Origin of the sequence: Photorhabdus tasmaniensis (assembly GCF_011189505.1) — a bacterium.
GTDB lineage: Bacteria > Pseudomonadota > Gammaproteobacteria > Enterobacterales > Enterobacteriaceae > Photorhabdus > Photorhabdus tasmaniensis.
The window spans coordinates 1-19,071 of sequence record NZ_PUJU01000057.1 but is presented as its reverse complement, the minus strand read 5'-3'; the positions used below and the strand labels follow the sequence as shown (position 1 = coordinate 19,071).

General features: G+C 42.6%; 17 protein-coding genes, 1 tRNA gene and 1 pseudogene. 4 read left to right on the top strand and 15 right to left on the bottom strand.

All coding sequences use genetic code 11. The features are described from left to right. Positions 1-387: 387 nt before the first annotated feature. Complete coding sequence (locus tag C5471_RS19620; protein WP_133815223.1) at positions 388-4,428, bottom strand: NACHT domain-containing protein; 4,041 nt, start codon at positions 4,426-4,428, stop codon at positions 388-390. A 630-nt stretch (positions 4,429-5,058) separates the two neighbouring features. Here C5471_RS19620 and C5471_RS19615 point away from each other — a divergent pair. Both C5471_RS19615 and C5471_RS24545 read left to right on the top strand, forming a co-directional pair. Then, positions 5,059-5,922 (top strand): AAA family ATPase, encoded by an 864-nt coding sequence (locus C5471_RS19615; RefSeq protein WP_166296289.1) that lies wholly within the window; start codon positions 5,059-5,061, stop codon positions 5,920-5,922. Between the two features lie 54 nt (positions 5,923-5,976). After that, the gene (locus C5471_RS24545) at positions 5,977-7,245 is read left to right on the top strand and encodes an NACHT domain-containing protein (protein ID WP_242688788.1); all 1,269 of its coding nucleotides are present in this window, start codon (positions 5,977-5,979) and stop codon (positions 7,243-7,245) included. A gap of 118 nt (positions 7,246-7,363) precedes the next feature. On the opposite strand, the gene C5471_RS24540 is transcribed toward C5471_RS24545, so the two are convergent. Together C5471_RS24540 and C5471_RS24535 are read right to left on the bottom strand one after the other, a co-directional pair. Then, entirely contained in the window at positions 7,364-7,948 is a 585-nt protein-coding gene (locus C5471_RS24540) for a flagellar biosynthesis protein FlhF (protein ID WP_242688786.1), read from the bottom strand. A 72-nt stretch (positions 7,949-8,020) separates the two neighbouring features. Beyond that, a complete protein-coding gene (locus tag C5471_RS24535) occupies positions 8,021-8,380 on the bottom strand; it encodes a transposase (RefSeq protein WP_242688784.1) in 360 nt (119 codons plus the stop codon). Positions 8,381-8,403: 23 nt separating this feature from the next. On the opposite strand from C5471_RS24535, the gene C5471_RS19605 reads away from it, so the two are divergent. Then, positions 8,404-9,822: a hypothetical protein gene (locus C5471_RS19605; RefSeq protein ID WP_133815225.1), complete on the top strand. Its 1,419-nt coding sequence runs from the start codon at positions 8,404-8,406 to the stop codon at positions 9,820-9,822. A 195-nt stretch (positions 9,823-10,017) separates the two neighbouring features. Then, complete coding sequence (locus C5471_RS19600) at positions 10,018-10,932, top strand: hypothetical protein (protein WP_133815226.1); 915 nt, start codon at positions 10,018-10,020, stop codon at positions 10,930-10,932. Positions 10,933-11,202: 270 nt separating this feature from the next. Here C5471_RS19600 and C5471_RS19595 read toward each other — a convergent pair whose 3' ends face one another. The 12 genes and pseudogenes from C5471_RS19595 to C5471_RS19540 form a co-directional block, all read right to left on the bottom strand. Then, a complete protein-coding gene (locus tag C5471_RS19595; RefSeq protein ID WP_133815227.1) occupies positions 11,203-11,898 on the bottom strand; it encodes a hypothetical protein in 696 nt (231 codons plus the stop codon). 91 nt (positions 11,899-11,989) lie between these two features. Beyond that, on the bottom strand, positions 11,990-12,628 hold the full coding sequence (locus tag C5471_RS19590; RefSeq protein ID WP_133815228.1) for a HEPN domain-containing protein: 639 nt from the start codon (positions 12,626-12,628) through the stop codon (positions 11,990-11,992). Between the two features lie 166 nt (positions 12,629-12,794). After that, the gene (locus tag C5471_RS19585) at positions 12,795-13,376 is read right to left on the bottom strand and encodes a hypothetical protein (RefSeq protein ID WP_133815229.1); all 582 of its coding nucleotides are present in this window, start codon (positions 13,374-13,376) and stop codon (positions 12,795-12,797) included. Continuing rightward, positions 13,373-14,089, bottom strand: coding sequence for a hypothetical protein (locus tag C5471_RS19580; protein WP_207627407.1), 717 nt, complete (start codon positions 14,087-14,089; stop codon positions 13,373-13,375). The genes C5471_RS19585 and C5471_RS19580 overlap by 4 nt, the downstream gene beginning before the upstream one ends. A gap of 734 nt (positions 14,090-14,823) precedes the next feature. Next, a pseudogene (locus tag C5471_RS19575) lies at positions 14,824-15,394 on the bottom strand (phage integrase central domain-containing protein); the annotation flags it as partial. Positions 15,395-15,596: 202 nt separating this feature from the next. Continuing rightward, a tRNA-OTHER gene (locus C5471_RS19570) sits at positions 15,597-15,698 on the bottom strand. A gap of 2 nt (positions 15,699-15,700) precedes the next feature. Continuing rightward, positions 15,701-16,885, bottom strand: coding sequence for an Arm DNA-binding domain-containing protein (locus tag C5471_RS19565; protein ID WP_133815230.1), 1,185 nt, complete (start codon positions 16,883-16,885; stop codon positions 15,701-15,703). Next, positions 16,837-17,052 (bottom strand): excisionase, encoded by a 216-nt coding sequence (locus tag C5471_RS19560; RefSeq protein ID WP_133815231.1) that lies wholly within the window; start codon positions 17,050-17,052, stop codon positions 16,837-16,839. The genes C5471_RS19565 and C5471_RS19560 overlap by 49 nt, the downstream gene beginning before the upstream one ends. A 4-nt stretch (positions 17,053-17,056) precedes the next feature. Then, positions 17,057-17,227, bottom strand: a complete 171-nt coding sequence (locus C5471_RS19555) for a hypothetical protein (RefSeq protein WP_011147665.1) — start codon at positions 17,225-17,227, stop codon at positions 17,057-17,059. A 701-nt stretch (positions 17,228-17,928) separates the two neighbouring features. Then, entirely contained in the window at positions 17,929-18,090 is a 162-nt protein-coding gene (locus C5471_RS19550) for a hypothetical protein (protein ID WP_166296286.1), read from the bottom strand. Positions 18,091-18,141: 51 nt separating this feature from the next. Further along, a complete protein-coding gene (locus tag C5471_RS19545) occupies positions 18,142-18,639 on the bottom strand; it encodes a siphovirus Gp157 family protein (protein ID WP_166296283.1) in 498 nt (165 codons plus the stop codon). Beyond that, positions 18,636-18,827 carry a hypothetical protein gene (locus tag C5471_RS19540; RefSeq protein ID WP_133815233.1) on the bottom strand — a complete coding sequence of 64 codons (192 nt, stop codon included), beginning with the start codon at positions 18,825-18,827 and terminating at the stop codon, positions 18,636-18,638. The genes C5471_RS19545 and C5471_RS19540 overlap by 4 nt, the downstream gene beginning before the upstream one ends. Positions 18,828-19,071 lie beyond the last annotated feature (244 nt).

Here is a 19,071-nt window from a genome sequence, read left to right as displayed (position 1 = left end):
TTGGTGGGAAAAATAAACTGGCAGATCTTGAATATCTGAAGGATAAGGTTGTTATCGTTCTTATGGACAATTCCCCTGATGATGGGGGAGAACTAAGCGTCAAGTTTCTGAAACTATAATACCTTATCTTTGTGAATATGATAAAAAAATTAACCCAGATAAATGGGAAGATGATACTGGCGATAGAGAAGAGACTATCCGCCGCAGGCTCATTAAATGGTCTAATAGTGAGCTTAAAGAAATATTTAACAAGCTTGTAAATAAGTGAGTGTTAATGATTTTGGATAGTGATTCAGCTTGAAGACAGTTAACTTCATGAACTTTAATAAAAACATTTATAATGGCAGCTTCGTTACTCATTCCGAAAGTCGTTTTACATTATTTTATCTAATTTCTTTCTTTAGTTAAATCTAAAACAAAGACATCGATCAAACCGAGCAGATCTGCTGGCATGCACTCTACAATACTTGATTTAAGCGCCTTCGCATCAGTGATATCATGACGTTTACGCCCGGCAACGCCTACATTACGCCCGAACCATAAGACAAGGTAAATACCTTGTTGCTCAGCGTCTGGATGAATTGAATAGCGTTCATGTAGTTGGCAAGCCGCGGCTGTATAGAGCTCTGAATGCCACTGTCCTTTTACTTCAGCAACGAGTAATCGCCTTTTCCCATTGATTAATTTGGCGGCAGTAAAGTCGCTCCTGTTTTTATCTTTTAATTGATGCTCAGGAGTAATTATTATGTTATAAGATTCCAGCCTCATACTGAGTCGCTCAGCAATAATTTCAGTTGATCTCACTTCTTTTAGATGCGCGCCACTTGCATCGTAGAATAGATTTACTGTGTTAAACTCTCCTCCATTGATAGCTTCCTGAAGAATCTCTAACTCTTGCATAACTCGTTGGCGCAGGGCTTCCACAGTTACAACTTCATCCTCATCTAAGTGCTTTTTGATTTCTTTGACTGTTGGGGGTTCAAAGTCCCTCAATGCTTTTTTCCTGACTAATCCAGCATGTATGCTTTGCATATCTTTATGAAAATCAGTAAGTCGTGGATCTCTTAATAATTTTTCAAGTACTGGGAGCGCGTCATCTGGCTCACTCGATTCAATAGACCAAACTAAATCAGTTAGCAAACGGTACGCTTTCTCTTCCTGTGGGCTATCGGTTCCCCAGTTATTAGGTAGATCTACTTTTGGCCATTTCTCAACAAAAACATCTAAAACCATCCTAATTTTAGATGCGTTAAGATCTGGCCAGTGTTGATTATCTCTATAGCTCATTCTGCCATTGCTGAATCGAAGTAGATTATCTTTATTCGATGTGAGCCATTGCCAATAAATATCTGGAATTTCATCCAAAAAGTAAAATGCCCTTACAAGCCAAAATAATCTTTTTTTCTCTAACGTTTCGTTGTTTGTTAGTTCTGGATTATTATCCATGATGTCAGAGCAACGCTCTGCAATTATTTTTATCACATCTTCTCTGAGACCGTATTGTAATGCAATATTGAAAAGTCTTTGTAAAGCATCAATTGTTAAGCTTGGGAAGCGTTTAAGCCATTCAGTTGACAAAGACGCATGTAAATGTTGGAACGGTTCATCGTGAGATAATAACCATAACTCAGGGTTGGCGCAGGGCTGCGACAGTTGTGGTTCCAGATATTGGCGGAGAAAGTTTTCTGCACTTTCTGGCTCAGAAAAAACAAGACGATTGATTTCATTTTCTAATGCTTCACGTTCTTCTTTAGACACCGCGCTGAACCCTGCCCGAATGTTAGTTTTAAATGCCTGAAGAAGAGGTAAATCAACACTTTCAAGATTTCCCTTGCCTCGAAATATTTCGAGGCAAGCAGCATAAAGCACTGTTTCGGAGTTCATTCGCTTAGACTCACATTGCAATTTTGCTAATTCGGATAAGTCAGGTACGCTATCACGAATAAAATTCAGACAGTTTCTTAGTGCGTTTCTGATCATAGTCTTATCATCAAACTCATGCTTAATTCTGGCTGGTGCCATAAGCACTAGTTCTGAGAAGTGAATAAGGCTTGCCCAATCTCGCCCGTTGGCAATATCTTGTCTATTATTAGTAATATACTTTTTGTTATTTTCTCTAATCTTATCCTGTCTTCTTTTTCTACGTTTTTTTCCGCGAGACAGTTGACGTTTCCAGCCTTGGTTTTCAAGTTCTAGCTTAGCCATGGCCTTGTTGAAGCAAGCCCACTCTTTCATAAATTCAGGTTTTGAGTTAGCTTGGAGACGAGCAAGTTGCCGTAATTCATTTGGCCCAATTTTTTCTTTAATATTGTTATATTGATGGCACGGAATGAAGCTTGCCCATAGATCGACATTATTTAGTTCATAAGTCATATCCAAGATGAACTGATAGTCTTTTTCCAGCATATGCAGGCCAGCATGCGAATGAAAATATCCCTGAAACTTGCGAACTTTAATGTCATAAATAACTTTACGGTCTTTCACTGTACCCAAAATATAGGCAATAATTCCCTGACGTAAGTTATCATCCTGTCGCATTGTCTTAATCGACTGGCACTGGTTTGGATGATTTTGGTTATTGAAGTTAAGATTTCCTGTCCATTCCCACACACGAACAGGATTAAATGGCGGTGATGCTATTTCAAAGTAACGATCTAGCATTGAGCCAACGATCTTGCTTATGCCATTCAAACAAAAGCATTCATACGAGTTTTTACTGCAGCAGCAAGTTAAATTGCAAGTCAATTCATCCATTAGCGGCTGAAGTACTGATAATGGTAGTTGATTAATAAACTGCTTTATATAATAACGGCTTCCTATCGCGGTGTCGTCTCGGGAGTCGTAAGACGGATATTGATTAGCACAAACCCGTAAAAAACCTGCTAAATACCGAATGTTAAAATTTTCCAACCCAACTGCTGTGATGATTTCAGATGCAATATGAAGCGAGGTGCTATTAGCTTCAAAAATCAGCACAGATAATACTCCTCGATAATCATACTGGTCTAGTGAACGAAGAGTCTGACTTGCCAAATAACGTGTATGCTCACTTTGTTTGGTATCTAGTATGATTACAGTAAGCTCATTGGTTAACGACTGGCTTGCAGGCGAGCCTGAAAGCAGCTCCAAAAGCAGATCGCGTAAGTGTCCATTACCTTTATTCGATAAAAACTCCCTTATTTCATTCAAGATATCTTGGGTGAAGAACCCTGATATACTAAATGTTCTCCACTGATCGCCACGACGAAAATATGGGTCTGTAGATTCTATTTTTTTTAGATTTTCAATAAGAAACTTTTTTGACGATGGGAGGAGTTGAGAGGGATCTCCATTGGCAAATACAGCATAAGGGTCGAGCTTGATGGTTGTTTCTTGTACTGACTTATTGCCCAAGGCTGCCATCCAGCCCAACACGCCTCTGAGCTCGTCACGAACAACTGAGTTTGGGGCAATGATGGATAAACATTTTGGTAACGTTGGAAAGTCAGCCGGGTCGGATATCCGCTGGGTAAGATAGTCAGCAGTACAGTATTCGGCAACAATTTTGTGTACGGGCCGATGTTGGTCTTGATGGCTTCCGGGCACGAAAAGTCTTGTTGCCAGAATATCATCGCAAATTTTATCAGATTGCACCACTGAGGATAGATGAGGGTACATTCTGCTTTCAGATGCCTCAATGGTGGTTATACCTTCTGCTCCCGAAAGCAGGAGCTTAGTGAAGACTTCTGAGGCGAGTTCGATTTTTTGTGTGCTTGATAACGATGAGTAGCTTCGGGGAATATCTCTGTTCGCTTCTTTTGCAAGACACTCGACGGCCAAGGCAAAAATTCTACGCTTGTCGGTGAAGTGTCTGCTGCTCTCAATATAAGCATCTGCAAACATTTGCAAGAACTGTGGGTTTGGAAGTAAAGCTTCCAGGTCAAATCTTTCTATCTCAGAACGAAATGCAGCATACTCTTCCCCAGGCATATAGTGTTCAAAAATTGCCTGCTGTTCTGTAAAGGAAAACTCTACGAGCCTGACGATCATGGGGGAGATATTTAAAAATTTTTCTACCGTAGCAGTTTCCGCATATCCCCATTCACTTGAACGGCTTGAGATAACAATATGCGTGGGTTTTGCAATCCTAATATTTTTGAAGAGACTATGAATACCAGTCTTATCAATCTTTGCAATTTCATCAAAAGCATCAATAACGAGCGGGATATTTTCTTCGTCAGCGCCAATAGCTTTAAACAAGCTAGCGGTGACAACATCAGTCCCAAGTTGACAAGCAAGGCTCTTCAATAGAGTACTTTTACCGCCTCCAGGTTCGGCTAGAACAACGATGAACTTGGAGGCTGCAAGGAGCTCTGTTTCGGTAAAATCCTGCTGCCCTTCTGAAAGGGTTTGTCTAAGGATGCGTTTGAGATAGAAGGTTAAGTTCATAGTTGCACAACGTATTGTGATTAATATCCTTTTATACATCCATATGACTGAATGCCACTGACTTTATAGTATCAGCCATAAGATTTTTATAGCAAGTCACAGTATTTGATTTGCTTATTCATTAACCATTCGTGTTTTGTAAAAAATCGAGTTAAGTTTTGTGTAGCAATGTGACATATCAAGAAATGGTGTTCCCATAAGGTAGTACAACCATCCCGCATAATGGAGCGATTCACTTTGAAAGATCTTCCAACATTGACCCTGTCCTAAAGGATATGGCAAACCGTAAAGCCCGTTTTACCGAACATCAGATCATCGCCGTTCTGAAGGCCGTAGAGGCTGAGCTCAACTATATCGAGTGTACTTACATAAAGGTAACCCTTTCTGGATCTAAGCATTAGACGTAGCATTATGTTGGTCATGGGTATGAAGGATGAAAATCAGACATTCGTTGTTAGCATGCAATACATGGTACTTCCAGCAATTGATTATTCAGTTACTTATTTGGCTCTGAATGCGTAATGTGTACCTTTGCCCCATAAACTGCAGTTAGGTAGTGCCGTGATGGGAAATTCCCTTTCTGTTTTTTTGTAAGTTAGTGTTTGATTAACGAGTTGGAGGAGTGGCTTGTTGAATTTCTCGAAGATAAATGCCTTTGAGCATGGACAAAGAGAGTCCTTTGAAGAACTTGTTTGCCTGTTGGCTAAGCGGCAACGCCCTGAGGAAGCCGTGGATTTCCAGAGGATTGAAGGGAGCGGTGGCGACGGCGGAGTAGAGGCTCTTTGGATACTGAACGATGGAACGAAGTTAGGTTATCAAGCCAAGTATTTTTTGCAACTCGGTTCTGGCCAATGGTCCCAGATTGACGAGTCCGTGAAACGCGCGCTGGAGGTGCATCCTGAACTCACAAACTACGTGGTGGCTTTACCAATCAATCTTACTCATAAGAGAACATATTTGGGACTTGCCCGTTCTGCTTGGGATAAGTGGGAGGCTAGAGTAACAAAGTGGAAAGGTTGGGCCCAAAAAAAGGGGCTGAGTGTTAAGTTTGAGCCTTGGACCGCAACGGACATCAACGACATGCTTTTTCGAGAAGAGAACATCGGTCTCGTACGGCATTGGTTCGGGGAGCAAGTCCTTGGTATGACTTGGTTCAGGAAGCACTTTCTCATAGCGAAAGGCTTGTTGGATGACAGATACAGTCCTTCTGAACACGTACATACATCATTAGAGGCTATGTTTGATGCAATGGTTCGTGGGCCAACCACAATGTCACAAGTCAGGGAGTGCTACGCAAAGTTAAGGAAACAGCGCTTTTCATTAAGCGATTTTACTAAACTATCTCTGCAGCCCAGCCAGTCGGACATTGATAGTGTAGAACAGGCTTTGATTAGTCTACTTAATACAGAAGAAGTCTTTTCCCCCAATTTTAGAGATGAGTGGCGCACTACGACGGTTCTAGACGCGTTGGTGGGATACAGTGAAACTCTTTGACCGTTGGAAGCTGTGCTCAACGCTGTCAGGCAGAATTCCAAAGCAGATTCAGAGGTGCTTTCTCTTAATGGTATTGAAGTAAGGATGTCGGATGCTCGTAGCGCGATTTACAAACTAAAGTCGTTTACGGATAGTAAGAACTTGCGTGCCGAACGCGCACGATATGCGATTGTTACCGGTCCTGTGGGGGCGGGTAAATCGCACTTGCTGGCGCATGTAGCAGATCACCGGCTGTCAACGAAGGAACCAACAGTTCTTCTAATCGGGCAGAGTTTTTCGGATACGGATATCTGGGGACAGGTCGGTGCGCTACTTGATATTCCTGAGAGGACCTCTGATGAGATATTGAGCCTTCTAAGTACAGCTGCGGAGCGCCAGGGTAAACGCGCGCTAGTATTGGTTGATGCGATCAACGAGGGGGTAGGAGCCGACTTCTGGCGCGCTCGAATTGCTGGTTTGTTGACACAAGCGAAGGCTTATCCAGAATTGGCATTTGTCTTTTCGTGCCGTGAAGAGTATTTGTCTTTTGCCTTTCCAAAATCAGTTATCGAAGAGGCCAGCGTATTTCGGATAGAGGGTTTTCAAACTATTCAAGAAATGGAAGCGGCCGCAGAAAAGTATCTGGACCTGAAAGGCATTGCTAGGCCGAACACTCCATGGTTATCTCCTGAGTTCCGAAATCCACTTTTTTTTAAGAGCACCAGTGAAGCTCTGCAGGCAAAAGGTGAGGTGGAGTTTCCAAAGGGACTGCACGGGATTTCTCAACTGATGTCGTTTTATTTAGACTCTCTGTCAATGCGCACCGGGTTGGCCAGCGTCGATTACGATCTCCTCGCTACCGCTATCAAAAGAACTGTCCAATCTATTGCAGGCAAAATGGTCAAAACCGGTGAAGACTTCGTGGAGCTTACTGTTGTCGACAAAATCGTAAACGATGAGTTTGCACAGCTTTCCAAACCAACAAATACGACTTGGTTGAATGTTTTGACCCGTTCCAGCGTGCTAAGGCGTGACCCTCCCCCTTCCAGCATAGATATCTACACATCTTCGAACTGGCCCAATGCCCTTGCCGCTAAATGGGTCAGTTCTTCCGGGGTATACTCCGATAGCAACATCAACGTGTTCAGGAGGACAGATAATCCCGCAAGGAGAGCTGGGGCACTCTCTAATCTTCCCCGTTTTTGTTGCCTTCCTGATAGCCTGCAAACCCATTGCCGGGCTCGGGCATTTTCCTCACCCTCGGACCGCTGTAATCGCCAAACCAGCACGCAGGCCATACTGGCTATCAGTAATCTGCGCAACACCGCCTCCGCACTACGTTGAAGCCATGATTCAATATCCTGTCCCGCTCCCTTTATCAGCTTAAAAAATGACTCTATATTCCAGCGCCAGTAATACCAGTGAGCGACTTCATCACCACGAATGTCATGCCCTACGTTCGTCAGCAACGTCCAGCCAGGTCATTTCCGGCATCATCACTGAGCCTGACCACCACTAATCTGACATCCAGCGGTTTTCCGGGGTCGGCTTTCACTCTTTTCCCCGTGTGTGTATCAATCCGTTTTGGTTTGGCAGCCCGCGTGATTATCACTTCCGTTTCGCTGACCGCAAGATGGGCTTTCTTCCCTTTATAGTCAACCTGTCCACGGATGCGGAAAGTCAGTCCGTCTGCCACCTCGCCCAGCTTTTTCGTGCTTCCCTGATACTGAACCCGATGCCCCTCTTTCCCCCGGATAAGCCAGTAAAAACCGTGTTCACTCAATGTTCTCATATGCCCGATGGGATCCCCTTCCCGCTCGATGATGTGAACCAACGTCTTTTCAAGACCCAGAGCTTCTAACCGGGTAATGTCGGCGGTCAGGGCATCCAAATGGGTGAGCGGTTCAGGTAACGTTTCCGTGAGGGTCGAGTGACAATTCAGGTTATCCGTCAGTGTTTGTCCCAACGGGGCGACCGGCAGGCCTGAGGATGCATCAATCAGTAAGCTGCTTTGTAATTCATAGCCGACATCCGTTTTATGTGTCATCTGTCGTCGCTCTGTTTTGTGACGATGGGAATAAAAATTTAAACGCGACCAGTCGTGTGCGACAAGGGCGTATTAATGGGGGGTACGGGCCATTTCTTTGCGAGCCAATGCCATGATCGGTTCGTTAAGCTGGCTGAAAGCAATACGGTCATTATTGAGAAAACGCCAGACAGCCTGGGTCGTCGCGAACGTGGTTTTCTGGGTGCAGGCGACATCTTTAATGGCGCAGGCGAGTGGGTCTGAAGGTGTCATATGTTGTCTAACCAGCATCGGGTATCGGCGGTTAAGCCGGGCATCAAGCCCGGCGATAGAGAAATTGAATGCATGCTGAAAAGTAATAACATTAATTTCAATAAATGTGTAGATACCTATGTCCTTCCAGCAAGGAGAGCGACCCACTGAATCCTTTGCAGGATCGTATTCGGTTCGCATTTCAGCGTTTTCAAGACCACCTGATGGCGCAAGCAATCGTTGATCAGTTCAATGCAAGCCAATTGCCTGCTGCATTCGAAACAGGTGGAGAATTGTCATTCTTGTTCTTTGATGACGATATGAGCATAGGTTTCTCATATAAGTATGCTGGGCTTTTAGGGGCACTTTCTACGCTCTATCCAGAGCGATTCGCCGTCGAATTTGCGGATACACTACCTGAAGGTGTGGATCTTTGGGCAGACAATCACATCCTGCAAGAAGCCTACGAAACAAGCTGCAAGTGGCGTCGCTTGGACGCATTCACAGATCGAAGCCTTGAACTGTTCAACAAACTTGATGAGCGGTGGAGCGATAAATTAGCACTTCTAGTCGAAGTTTCTATGACTATTAATCATCCCTGGAACGCTACATTCCTGCATAATTGGTTGTTTGGGCAAACGATGCCAGAACGAGACAGCTGTTGGACGAATTGGGTTAACAGGGCTAGTTATGAAGAAGGAAACCAAGTTGCGCGTCTCATCTCTTGGGCAAATGGGACGGCGAATGCCGACATCAGGCATCTTGAACTTGCAGGATTAGTAATCGCTTGGTTGCTAACTTCCTCCCGCAGGACGACCCGAGATCAAGCTTCAAAGGCTTTAGCATCGATTTTCTTGCGTCAATCAACAGTCTTCCAATTTGTTCTAGAGAAGCTGGCAGGGTGCAATGATCCATACCTCCTTGAGAGATTGTATTCTGCTGCATTTGGAGCCTGCTGTATCGATCGATCAATGGAGCGATTAAGTTCCTACTCAAGCACTGTATGGGAGACTATTTTCGCGCATAGCAAGCCACCAGTTGCTCTGTTAACGAGAGACTATGCGCTAGGTATCATCGAGCTTGCAGAAGCCAAGAACAGTTTGAGTACGAACGTTGTTTTGAAGCAGTGTTTACCGCCTTACAACTCTGCACCTCCTGATTTCGATCTAACTTCTGAAAGAGTCGAAGAGCTTGCGGAGGAAAGAGGCTCAAAGACGATCTTTAGGTCAGCGGCAAGTGAGTGGGGGGATTTTGGTAAATATATTATTCCTGGTCGCGTTAGAAGCTTTCTCACTACACCACTGAGAGAGCCGGCACCAATTTCCGCCGATGAAGTTAAAGCGAAGTTCGTCGAGGAAGTCATCTCGATTCGTGCAGAAAGAGTAGAAGCGTTTGAGGCATTCAAGGAGGTTCATGCTAAACCTCATTTCTGGTTATTAAGGTACATAACCGATCAAGACGTATCGGATGATGAAGCAGAGAAATTAGAAAGTGAGGCGGCATCAGAGCTATTTGCTTCACGTGCAAAAGTTGAAGAACTCTTGTCTGAAGCCGAGAAATTGCGATTTGTGAAAGATTATCTTAATGAGGGAGGTAATCATTCACAGTATGAGCACGTCGATGTTCAGCAGTGTAGGCTCTAGGTCACCAAGCGGGCTTATGAACTTGGTTGGTCCAAGGAGCTCTTCCCGCGAGACGGTCACGGTACTTATGGCTCCAGGTATGAAAATGACTTTGAAAGGATCGGCAAAAAGTATCAGTGGATAGCGCTGGACGAAATTACAGCGCGGTTATCGGACAACTTCTGGTGCTTGAACGAATGGCCCGAGGTCCCGCTAGTGTACAAGCATTCTTACCAAGACTTTCACAGGGATATTGAGCCAACGATACTGCCCACTCTTTCTCGTTTTACAGCAAACTCGGAAGCCAATGAAGAATGGATGATTGAGCCTATGATTCGGTTGCCTGAGGTCTTAGAAGAGGAGCTCAAGGCGTGGCCTTTCAAAGAAGATCCAACCAAAGATCTGCAGGAAAAGTTGCAGCGTATCGACGAAAATGGAAAGAGGTGGCGCGTTCTCTATGAATTTAATTGTGAAAGACAAAATTACCCCGAGCCTCACCGAGGTTTGCATAACGCTCGATATGAAGAATTTCGCTTCATCTATTGTGCGTTTGTAAAATCAAATGATGTAGAGGGATTTATTGCAGGCCTGAAAGAGCAGCAGTCATTGGATGTCACAGATTTACAACCCCGCGATTACACTGATGGACCTTTCTTTTTGGAAGCCTATTGGAGAGATACCTGGAAGTCGGAAAAATTCTCTGATGACCTTCGAAGGTTATCAGGAGAAAAATTCTCGAACCCTGTAGCAAGGTACAACTGGGAGGGACATCTCGATAAAACAATGGAAGAAGGTTTTGGAGTATACATGCCTCAGAGATGGGTGGCTGAAGACTTAGGTATCCAGCTTGCAGAAAATAGTACGAGGTCTTGGATCGATTCTGATGGCAACGAACTGATTAAGGTTTTAGCTCCCATTAAAGATAAGTCTGCAGTCCTGATATGTGAAGAAACACTAAGAAAGTACTGTGCGAAAGAAGCTGTGACTCCAATTTGGTTATTGATTGGAGAGCGCAACATGTGGCTTGGTGGGGACAACGACCAAAGTTGTTGGCGTCGGTCGGAAGGGGCTTGGTGGCAGTCGAACGGAGAATGGAAGCAAGTTGCATGGAACCATGATACTAAGCGATGAGAATGCCCCTAATGTCACGCAGAAAAGGTGGGAGAATGCCGGAGTTCAACAGACTGTCTTTGAAATAACACTGTGACATTGTCCTCAGAATAATTTAGGCTACGGACTGAATATGTAAGTTCGTGGAGTGAACACTGGATGTCGCTCTGTACATTGTTGGCTTATCGCGCTTTTGTTCTAGGTGACAATCTCCTGTGATGCAGGAGATTGTTTATGGTTGTTTCACATGAGTGAGTAGTGAGCGTAAAAACTCCAAAAATTAGCGTTGCTCTATTTTTTTAGTACCCTGAGCTCGATGATGTCTTCTGGCTTCACTGGTATTAACTGATACCCATCCTGATCAATTCGAAATACATCAGGATTGATCAATGCATGAAAGGAAGAAACCAATATTTTTCCCCAAGGATTTTCAATAAACGTTTTTACTTGGTTAGGATCAAGTGAGCATCGTACAACTATTGGTTGACCAATTGTTCCTAACTTGAGTCCAAGTGGCTCATCAAGTTCAAAGCACATGCTTACTTGTTCTCCCCCATATAATCCCAGTAAATATTTAGTGCCGCTACACCCTAATTCAATTTCTGTAAAGTTGAAGAAAATACGACCATTTCTTACAGAACTCTGCCTATTGTCAAAGTAATGGTACCATCTATCTTTAATAATTAGAATTTCGTCTTGAGAAAATAGATGTCCATGTTCACTTAAGAATAAATCTCTTATTTCGTTTCCGTTTCGTATTAATAAGCCTTGTGAAAGGATGCTTTCAGGTATAGCTCTTGTATAATGAATGCCTATAATTTTATTTTTTAAACAATACTGATTAATGTCTCTAACCAGAGTAGCAAGGTCACTATGCTCAACTAATGATTCAGAGAATTTTTGAGAAATACATAATTTCTCAATTTTCTTCAGTCGAGTGACAAATTCATCGGGAAGGTCAAGTGGCTTACAAAGATCAATATTCATATCTGAACCTGTCAATGAAGGAAGTCAGCTATGTGCATATCACTGACAGTAAATTTTTTATATGACCTTTTAATATACAGGTCAAGTGGATTTACATCTCATTAACAATGTCAGAAGCGTAGTGCATCACTTTAGACGACAACGTGAAAAGATCTTTTGCTGAAATTTGGTGCTTTTCGGAAATATCAAAGATGTTTTCAGCATCGCCTTCTCTTCCTGAGCCAGGATCAGGATATCTTCCGGCCCAGTACACAAAATGTGTTAGTCCTTCTAAAATCACTAGCTCTTTTTCGCTTAAATTTGGGATGAACTGAGCCAGTTTATGTAGTCTATGATGCCTATGTCGTTTCTCTACTGCCTTATAGCCCTCAACTCCTTCTTTTATGATAATGATTGATTTAAGACAGATTTCTAGGCTGTAGCCTACAAGCATTAGACCAACCGCACAGTATTGACTATCACAAACACCACGCACAGTAGAGGGCATAATTTCAAATGCTTGGTCTTTTTCTAAAACAGCTGTTGCGGCTTGAGATAAAGCATGGGCTTGTGTTAACCATATAACAGGATTTTTTAATTCACTATCTGTAGCTGGTTTTGTGATATCAATAGGGTATCCAGCTAAAGTACTGGCTAAGCCGAACTTATGACGTGCTAAGGCACTGTATCCGAAGGGATCTTGTCCAAATTTATCCCTGTTAGGGTGTAGAATGTTTTTAATTTTATGCATTAAGATACCTGTTTTATGTGCGGTCTGTTGATAGTGTATAATAAAATTATCCTATTATTTAAAACACGGTAGTTTTCGTAATATCAACTTTCGGCATAAATCAGTCTATCAGATTAGATAATGCCCAAAGCCACAAAAGTGTTAGCCCAATATGAACTAAAACATATTATTCTTTCCAAGGGATGCGCCATATGCTGCCATCGTCTCCTTTCCAGACTTTGCCATCACGTTCATCCGTGCGCAGACATTTTTCTTTTTTTTCCCCACATGTGGACCAGTGGAATGTTCCGACCTCCAGTTGCCTTTCAAGATTGGCTAAGTCTGCCCGGCGTTGTTGAATCTCATCCATTGATGGCACCAGTACCTTCATAAGCACCGACATGAGCAGTACGAACGCCAGTTGAGCACCCGCGAAATAGAGCCAAGATCGAGAATTAAGTTTTTTCTCGGCGTCCAGATATAGCTTTGCCGCTTTTTCTGCCGCCTTGTCTGCTTCCCGAAACTTTACACTTAACAGTTCCGCTGCCCGGTTCGCGGTGATTTCCGTCGACTCACTTATGCTGCGAGTAACATCATTTTCCAGCTTCCGCAGGCGAGTATCAATTTTGTTGGTAAAAGAAGCCAAAATCGCCGTTGCTTCCCGAGACTTTTCTCCATCGCTTTTCGCCGCCTTCAATAACGTGTTAGCCGTTTCAAAAAACAACTGGACATCATGGTCTGTCAGATGTTTTTCCCTGTTATCGCTCATAGCTCCATCTCCCATACTTTCTTCAAAGTTTTCTCTTCAATCGCCATCTCCAGTGCCTTTTCTCGCTTTATCTCCATATCATGCTGATACGCCATCCATTGCCCATAAGACATATTCAACTCCATCAAATCCTCTAGGGCAACGAACTCCATGCTGCCACCAGAACCAACAATAACGATCAGAACTCCGGCCCCCGTTTCCTCCACGCCCTGACACCAGCGCACCAGCTTTAGATAATCCTTTTCAACCTGTGGCCGCGCATGTTCCTGCTGTGAAATGGCATCGTCCGCCACGGCGTTGATGAATTTTTCTAGTGCGAAAGGCTGCCTCTTATGGATTTTCGTGTCAAAGGCGTCAAGATAAGGAGAAAAGAAGGTTTCAACGCCACTTAATCGTGATGGAGCGGTTTCCACATACCAATGCACCCGACGGGAGACTATTTCCATCTCCGGCTTTGATTGCAGGATAACCGATAATTTCTGATATCGATCAGTCTCTTTAGTAGAGTAATTTCCTTTCGCTTTAAACTCGATAAGACGTAGTGTGCCGGGAAAGGCAATCAAAACATCACCCAGCGCTGTATCTTCGGGAGTCTGCTGTAGCAGGCCCACAGCGCCGGGAATATAGCCGGATTTCAGACGCCCGCCGATGGATACGCCCAGACCATAAAGAAAATTTCCAATCACCACATTTTCATACAGTTTCACGGTCATCTTTCCTTCCACTAGGCCTAGGCATTATAACCACATACATAGAGAGACAATCCGGTACAAATATTTTGCAGAGTCGATGCCCTCCCAAGGGCTACTTAATAAGGTCTTTGTACCCCACATTCGCGTTGCTCCTGTGGGTATCCATTGAGTTTGATTGACCAATGAAATGCTAAAATTACTGATTTATCAAGAGAAAAATTAAGTTGGGTCGTAATGGCTGGCGTGAGTTTCGACGAAGAGAATCAGACAATTACACAAAGCTTGGGCAGCTGACATTCTGTATGTAAGCTACTCTCTATAGGCCATGATAACTGTTGTTCCTGCACTGGCGTCCAATAAAAGAGATGAATACCTAGGTTACCGACACTGGCTTGATGGCTACATACGAAGAACTGTTTATATTTACCCTTAAGACTTGCTATCACTCTTCCTGCCATTTATTGGGTATTTGGCTATCCAATGGCATTTGGTTAAGATAACACCTATGCTATAAAAATCTAAGTTTCCCCGGAGAGTATGCTGATGGATATATATCATTTTCTGAACAAAACTTTTTTTGATTCATGCTCAAAAATTGATAATTCCTGGCGAAAAAGAAAAAGATCAATAGATACAAAACTGATTGTGTTATTTCTCATGAAAATCATATCAGGCAAAGATAATCACGGATACGCTTATATTATTAATGAAATATGGGCTGAGTGCCTTCGTGAAAAAATACCGTTACCTCAGCACAGGCCCGTATTCTGAGCATAAATCATCACTTCATTAATGCGCTGACACAAGCGACGGACGGTTTCCAAAGCACCTCTAGCCTGAACTGGGCGAACTGCCTGAACTAGCGTATGAGCTTTAATATCGGTTACGCTGATATCACCAATTGCCGGGAATACATCCCTTTCAAGCGAACGCCAGATATCATCCGCATAGTCCTCTGTTCCGCTGGTTTTCTTCACATTCCACCATCGTTCGGCAACCAATATGAAAGTGTTGGTCTTAGCCTCCTGAGAGTTTCTAGCCTTTTCTTCCTGATATTCCTGAGGATCAATCTGTTTGGCTAATTAATGCTCGTGATTCGGCTTTTAGTCTACGTGCCTCTGAAAGCGTGACAGATGGATAGGCACCAAAACTTTGCTTAGTACGTTGTTTGGTAAAAGGGCGGTAGTAGCGAAACTGCCAGAGTTTGCTGCCGCTGTGCTTAACAAGCAGAGTAAGGCCATCTCCATCATAAAGGAGGTAGTCAGCGTCTTTAGGTTTGGCGGCTTTGATTTCCGTATCGGTTAACGGCTTGGTTTGTCTTGCCATGGGGGTCTCCATGCATTTAGGCCCAACGAAGACATTAGAGCTTTTTGTTGGGCCTATCAATGGGCCTAAAAGGTTCGGATTTAATTAGTTGGCTTCAGACTTCGCGGGACAAATTGAAGGCACAAAAAAGCCCGCAGGGCTTGCGCCGTGCGGGCTCTTAGGACTTCATCGGATGACCCTGGTAATCACCGATGGAGAATTTTGGTGGAGCTGGCGGGAGTTGAACCCGCGTTAATTTTTTTCATCTTATTGTTATAAATGACATTTTTATGAAATATCTTCGCTGCGTATCCTTTGCAGCTCCTTTCATGTCCCACCACTGACCTGTTTGGGTTTGTATGTGCTGCCGTCATAGTCTTTCAGATATGATCCATAATGTCTGAAAAGCATCTCTGGGCCTTTATGCCCCATTTGAGCGGCAAGCCAGAAAAGATTAACTCCCTGGCTGATGTGTTTTGTTGCAAATGTGTGCCTTGTCTGATATGGGTTGCGATATCGGATTCCGGCCTTTCTCAGTGTGGGCACCCAGGCTTTTTTACGAATTGCATCTGCGCCTGCCCAAGTCTCACCTTTTTTAGGGTCCTCAAAGACCACTTCGCCTTTCATAAAAGTGAATGCCTTCTGATTTAATAGGGCTGACATAGCGTTAGTGTCCAGTTCAACTTTTCTTGTACCGGCTTTTGTCTTTGTTCCCTTTATTGTTCCCACAACTTTTGCTGACTGGACATGTGCGGTTTTGCCAATGAAATCGATATCCTGCCATCGAAGTGCGCATAACTCGGAGCTTCTAAGTCCTGTATGTATCGCAAAAAGGAATAAATTTTCCCATTGTTTTTGTTTATTGCCTGCTGCTGAAAGTAATGCAGTGACCTCGCTAGGAGATAGGGGGTCAACGATATATTCGTTATCGTTTTCTATTCGCTCAGTTTGATACCGTGATGCTGTTACTAAATTCACAGGATTCATACTAATCAGGCAATCAGTAACTGCTTCATCTATGGCGCTTCGTAAAAATGACAGATTGTTCCTGATTGTTTTCAGAGTAGTTGATCGTTTTTGAATCCAACTTTTTAATATTGCTGGTGTTAACTCTACAACGGGAATTTTATGTAATTCAGATAGAGCAGTTTTACATTTTTTATATCCATTAATTGTGGGTGGCGATAAATTGCGCGTTTCACAAATTTTTAAATACTCATCTAAATAATCTTTTATTGTTTTTCCTTTATTGACATTTCCGAATATTTTTAGACGTGATGAATTAGGGAAATATTCAGCATAAATAAAAATATCCCGTTCAATTTTATTGTATATTTCGCCGAGTTTACGCTCGGCATATTTAATATTTTTTGGCGTTACTTCCAGATTTGAGAGGAGTTCTCGGCATTTAACCCCCTTATATGTAAAAGAGATATTTATAGTTTCACCAGAACGATGGTTCCTTACTGTAATTCCTCTGGGCAATTTACTATACTGTTTTTCCTGGCCCACTTAGCTACCTCATTTAAATCAATCCAGCGTTCCTTAACACCTTCAACTTTCAGTATATGTACGCCATCAAGCCAAACACCGCGCTGAATGCGTTTATTAATTGCATCAACCGTTTCCCCTGTTGCATAGCAATAAGCGGATATGGGAACACATTCAATATTCACCATTTATTTACCTCACATGGTTTTGCCTCATCATTGATATAATGATCAGATCAACGGCAGCACAAACACGGGTAATATCCCCCTGATTGCAAGATGTATTTTTGACACTGGCTGCTAATCTTCCCAATTTGATATCGAAGTTGGTTAATAACTGTTGTCCTGGTTGCCAGGGTTGCATGATGGTTCTCCGGTCAGTTGATTTACCATCATGCTATTCATTGTGTTACCTGATTTCTGATTAAGCTTAATCAGTTTTGAGTGTGAATTATAACTTCAATGGGTAAACACTTAAAAATTCCAGGACTTTGTATCTCCATCTCTGCTATGCAGTTTTTTTCATCCGGGTAAGTATGGCCGTAAGAAATGTACTGGCAGTTTATCGAAGAACATACAAGTAGAAACAGGCCGTATATCATTTTCGATCTCTTATTTTCTCGGTAGCCTGAGAATTGGATACTGGAACTATTTTAAATAACGTTTCATAATTCTGCTACACATGGCCTTCTTCAACCCATTGTTATACATAGAATTATGAGTGGTATGAGATGTAGCACCATTTTGGAATCTTATTTAACGTCAAACGGAAAATCATAGAGTGCATTACAACTCCTATCGATAATGATGATCCCATTGCGCCCATCAGGTAGCGTTAATTTAACAATTTCATTTTTGCTGTGTGAATGTCTTAACATTGGTTTGTCTCTTTTAATTTACCTTCAATCTTGTATTCTGCTGAATGTTTTTCATCTAATAGATACATGTCGTGAAATACAAACGTAAATTCCACATGATTATGGAATTTATTTTCTGACATTCATTTCCTGTGTTAATTTAAGGTAATGTTAAATATCTAATGGAGGTAATATTGGTTACTCACAGTTAATTTATTTTCCATTGAGGCCAGTAATTTATTTTTTTTAACTGGGCAATGATTTTCTTTTCTTCATTTGTAATATCTTGACTTTCTCCTGTTATCCATTCTACTTGGTATTTATTTAGACTTTCATCAAATGAGATAATGATTTCTAATCGTGCAGCCATAAATCACTCCATATTATTTATTGCCCCAATATTTGTGGGACGTAATGAATATTAACGTACTTGCAGGCTTCTCTGGCCGACTTCAATATGAGCTCCCGGTACATTGATACCGTTTTCAATAGCTTCTTTGATGGCTTTTTTGTCCGGAGCAGTAATTGTCTGCACATCAACTAACTCATCAGGTAATTTTGACTCATCATCAATGATGACATTTATAATACCTTTTCTGGCTGTGAACGTGTTTTTGGTAGTTCGTAGTGAATCCATGCCCGCTTTCAGTAAACAGTCCAGTGCATACTTTTTTAGGTTTTTTACTTGCCTTTCGAATAATTTTTTACGGTCAGTGAGTCGCTTAGACTCATCTGCAAGAATCTTGGCTTGGCCTTCTATATTGCGAACATGGATCATGATAGCGTCAAGTTTATCACTGATAGCACATTCGATACTTTCAAGTGTATAGGCGATATCTTCTGGCGAGAACTCGCCGGTTTCTACCAACTGTTGTAATTTTTCATAATCTGCTGCTAATGCAATTGCGGTTGTGGTCATTGGTTTGCCTCTTTTAATTGGGTTAAACATTCTTTCTCTATTTCATTCAAGCGACGTAGACGACCGGATAAGTACTTTTCATAATCCTTGTCTCCTTTGGCCTTGGCGTTGCCTAAATGAATGCTTAATTCACGGATAAGGGTAGATGCTATGCCGCGAATTTCATTTTTGCTGACAGCGGTGCGCATAGTTTCTGTATTACGGGTGAACTTATCGTCTAGTTCCTTGCGTAATCTGACTAGATCCTCGGCCTTATCACTGGCGGCCTTGATTTCAAATTCAATATTGTTGTCAGCCAGATATTCTAGGGTGAGATCGCGAACGTTATTTAATCAAAATCGTTCAGTTTGACCCACGGAGCTACTTATGATCTCATACTCCTTTTTTCAGGAGTGCCCCCATGAATATCGACGCTTTTTCTCAGTATTTCGG

What these genes read in the sequence shown, in the direction of transcription:
- C5471_RS19620 (WP_133815223.1), bottom strand. Translation starts at nt 4,428, where the DNA reads ATGAACTTAACCTTCTATCTCAAACGCATCCTTAGACAAACCCTTTCA.
- C5471_RS24535 (WP_242688784.1), bottom strand. Translation starts at nt 8,380, where the DNA reads ATGCGAACCGAATACGATCCTGCAAAGGATTCAGTGGGTCGCTCTCCT.
- C5471_RS19585 (WP_133815229.1), bottom strand. Translation starts at nt 13,376, where the DNA reads ATGAGCGATAACAGGGAAAAACATCTGACAGACCATGATGTCCAGTTG.
- C5471_RS19555 (WP_011147665.1), bottom strand. Translation starts at nt 17,227, where the DNA reads ATGCAACCCTGGCAACCAGGACAACAGTTATTAACCAACTTCGATATC.
- C5471_RS19595 (WP_133815227.1), bottom strand. Translation starts at nt 11,898, where the DNA reads ATGAATATTGATCTTTGTAAGCCACTTGACCTTCCCGATGAATTTGTC.
- C5471_RS19590 (WP_133815228.1), bottom strand. Translation starts at nt 12,628, where the DNA reads ATGCATAAAATTAAAAACATTCTACACCCTAACAGGGATAAATTTGGA.
- C5471_RS19605 (WP_133815225.1), top strand. Translation starts at nt 8,404, where the DNA reads ATGGCGCAAGCAATCGTTGATCAGTTCAATGCAAGCCAATTGCCTGCT.
- C5471_RS19550 (WP_166296286.1), bottom strand. Translation starts at nt 18,090, where the DNA reads ATGGCTGCACGATTAGAAATCATTATCTCATTTGATGAAAGTCTAAAT.
- C5471_RS19560 (WP_133815231.1), bottom strand. Translation starts at nt 17,052, where the DNA reads ATGGTGAATATTGAATGTGTTCCCATATCCGCTTATTGCTATGCAACA.
- C5471_RS19545 (WP_166296283.1), bottom strand. Translation starts at nt 18,639, where the DNA reads ATGACCACAACCGCAATTGCATTAGCAGCAGATTATGAAAAATTACAA.
- C5471_RS24540 (WP_242688786.1), bottom strand. Translation starts at nt 7,948, where the DNA reads ATGACACATAAAACGGATGTCGGCTATGAATTACAAAGCAGCTTACTG.
- C5471_RS19580 (WP_207627407.1), bottom strand. Translation starts at nt 14,089, where the DNA reads ATGACCGTGAAACTGTATGAAAATGTGGTGATTGGAAATTTTCTTTAT.
- C5471_RS19540 (WP_133815233.1), bottom strand. Translation starts at nt 18,827, where the DNA reads ATGCGCACCGCTGTCAGCAAAAATGAAATTCGCGGCATAGCATCTACC.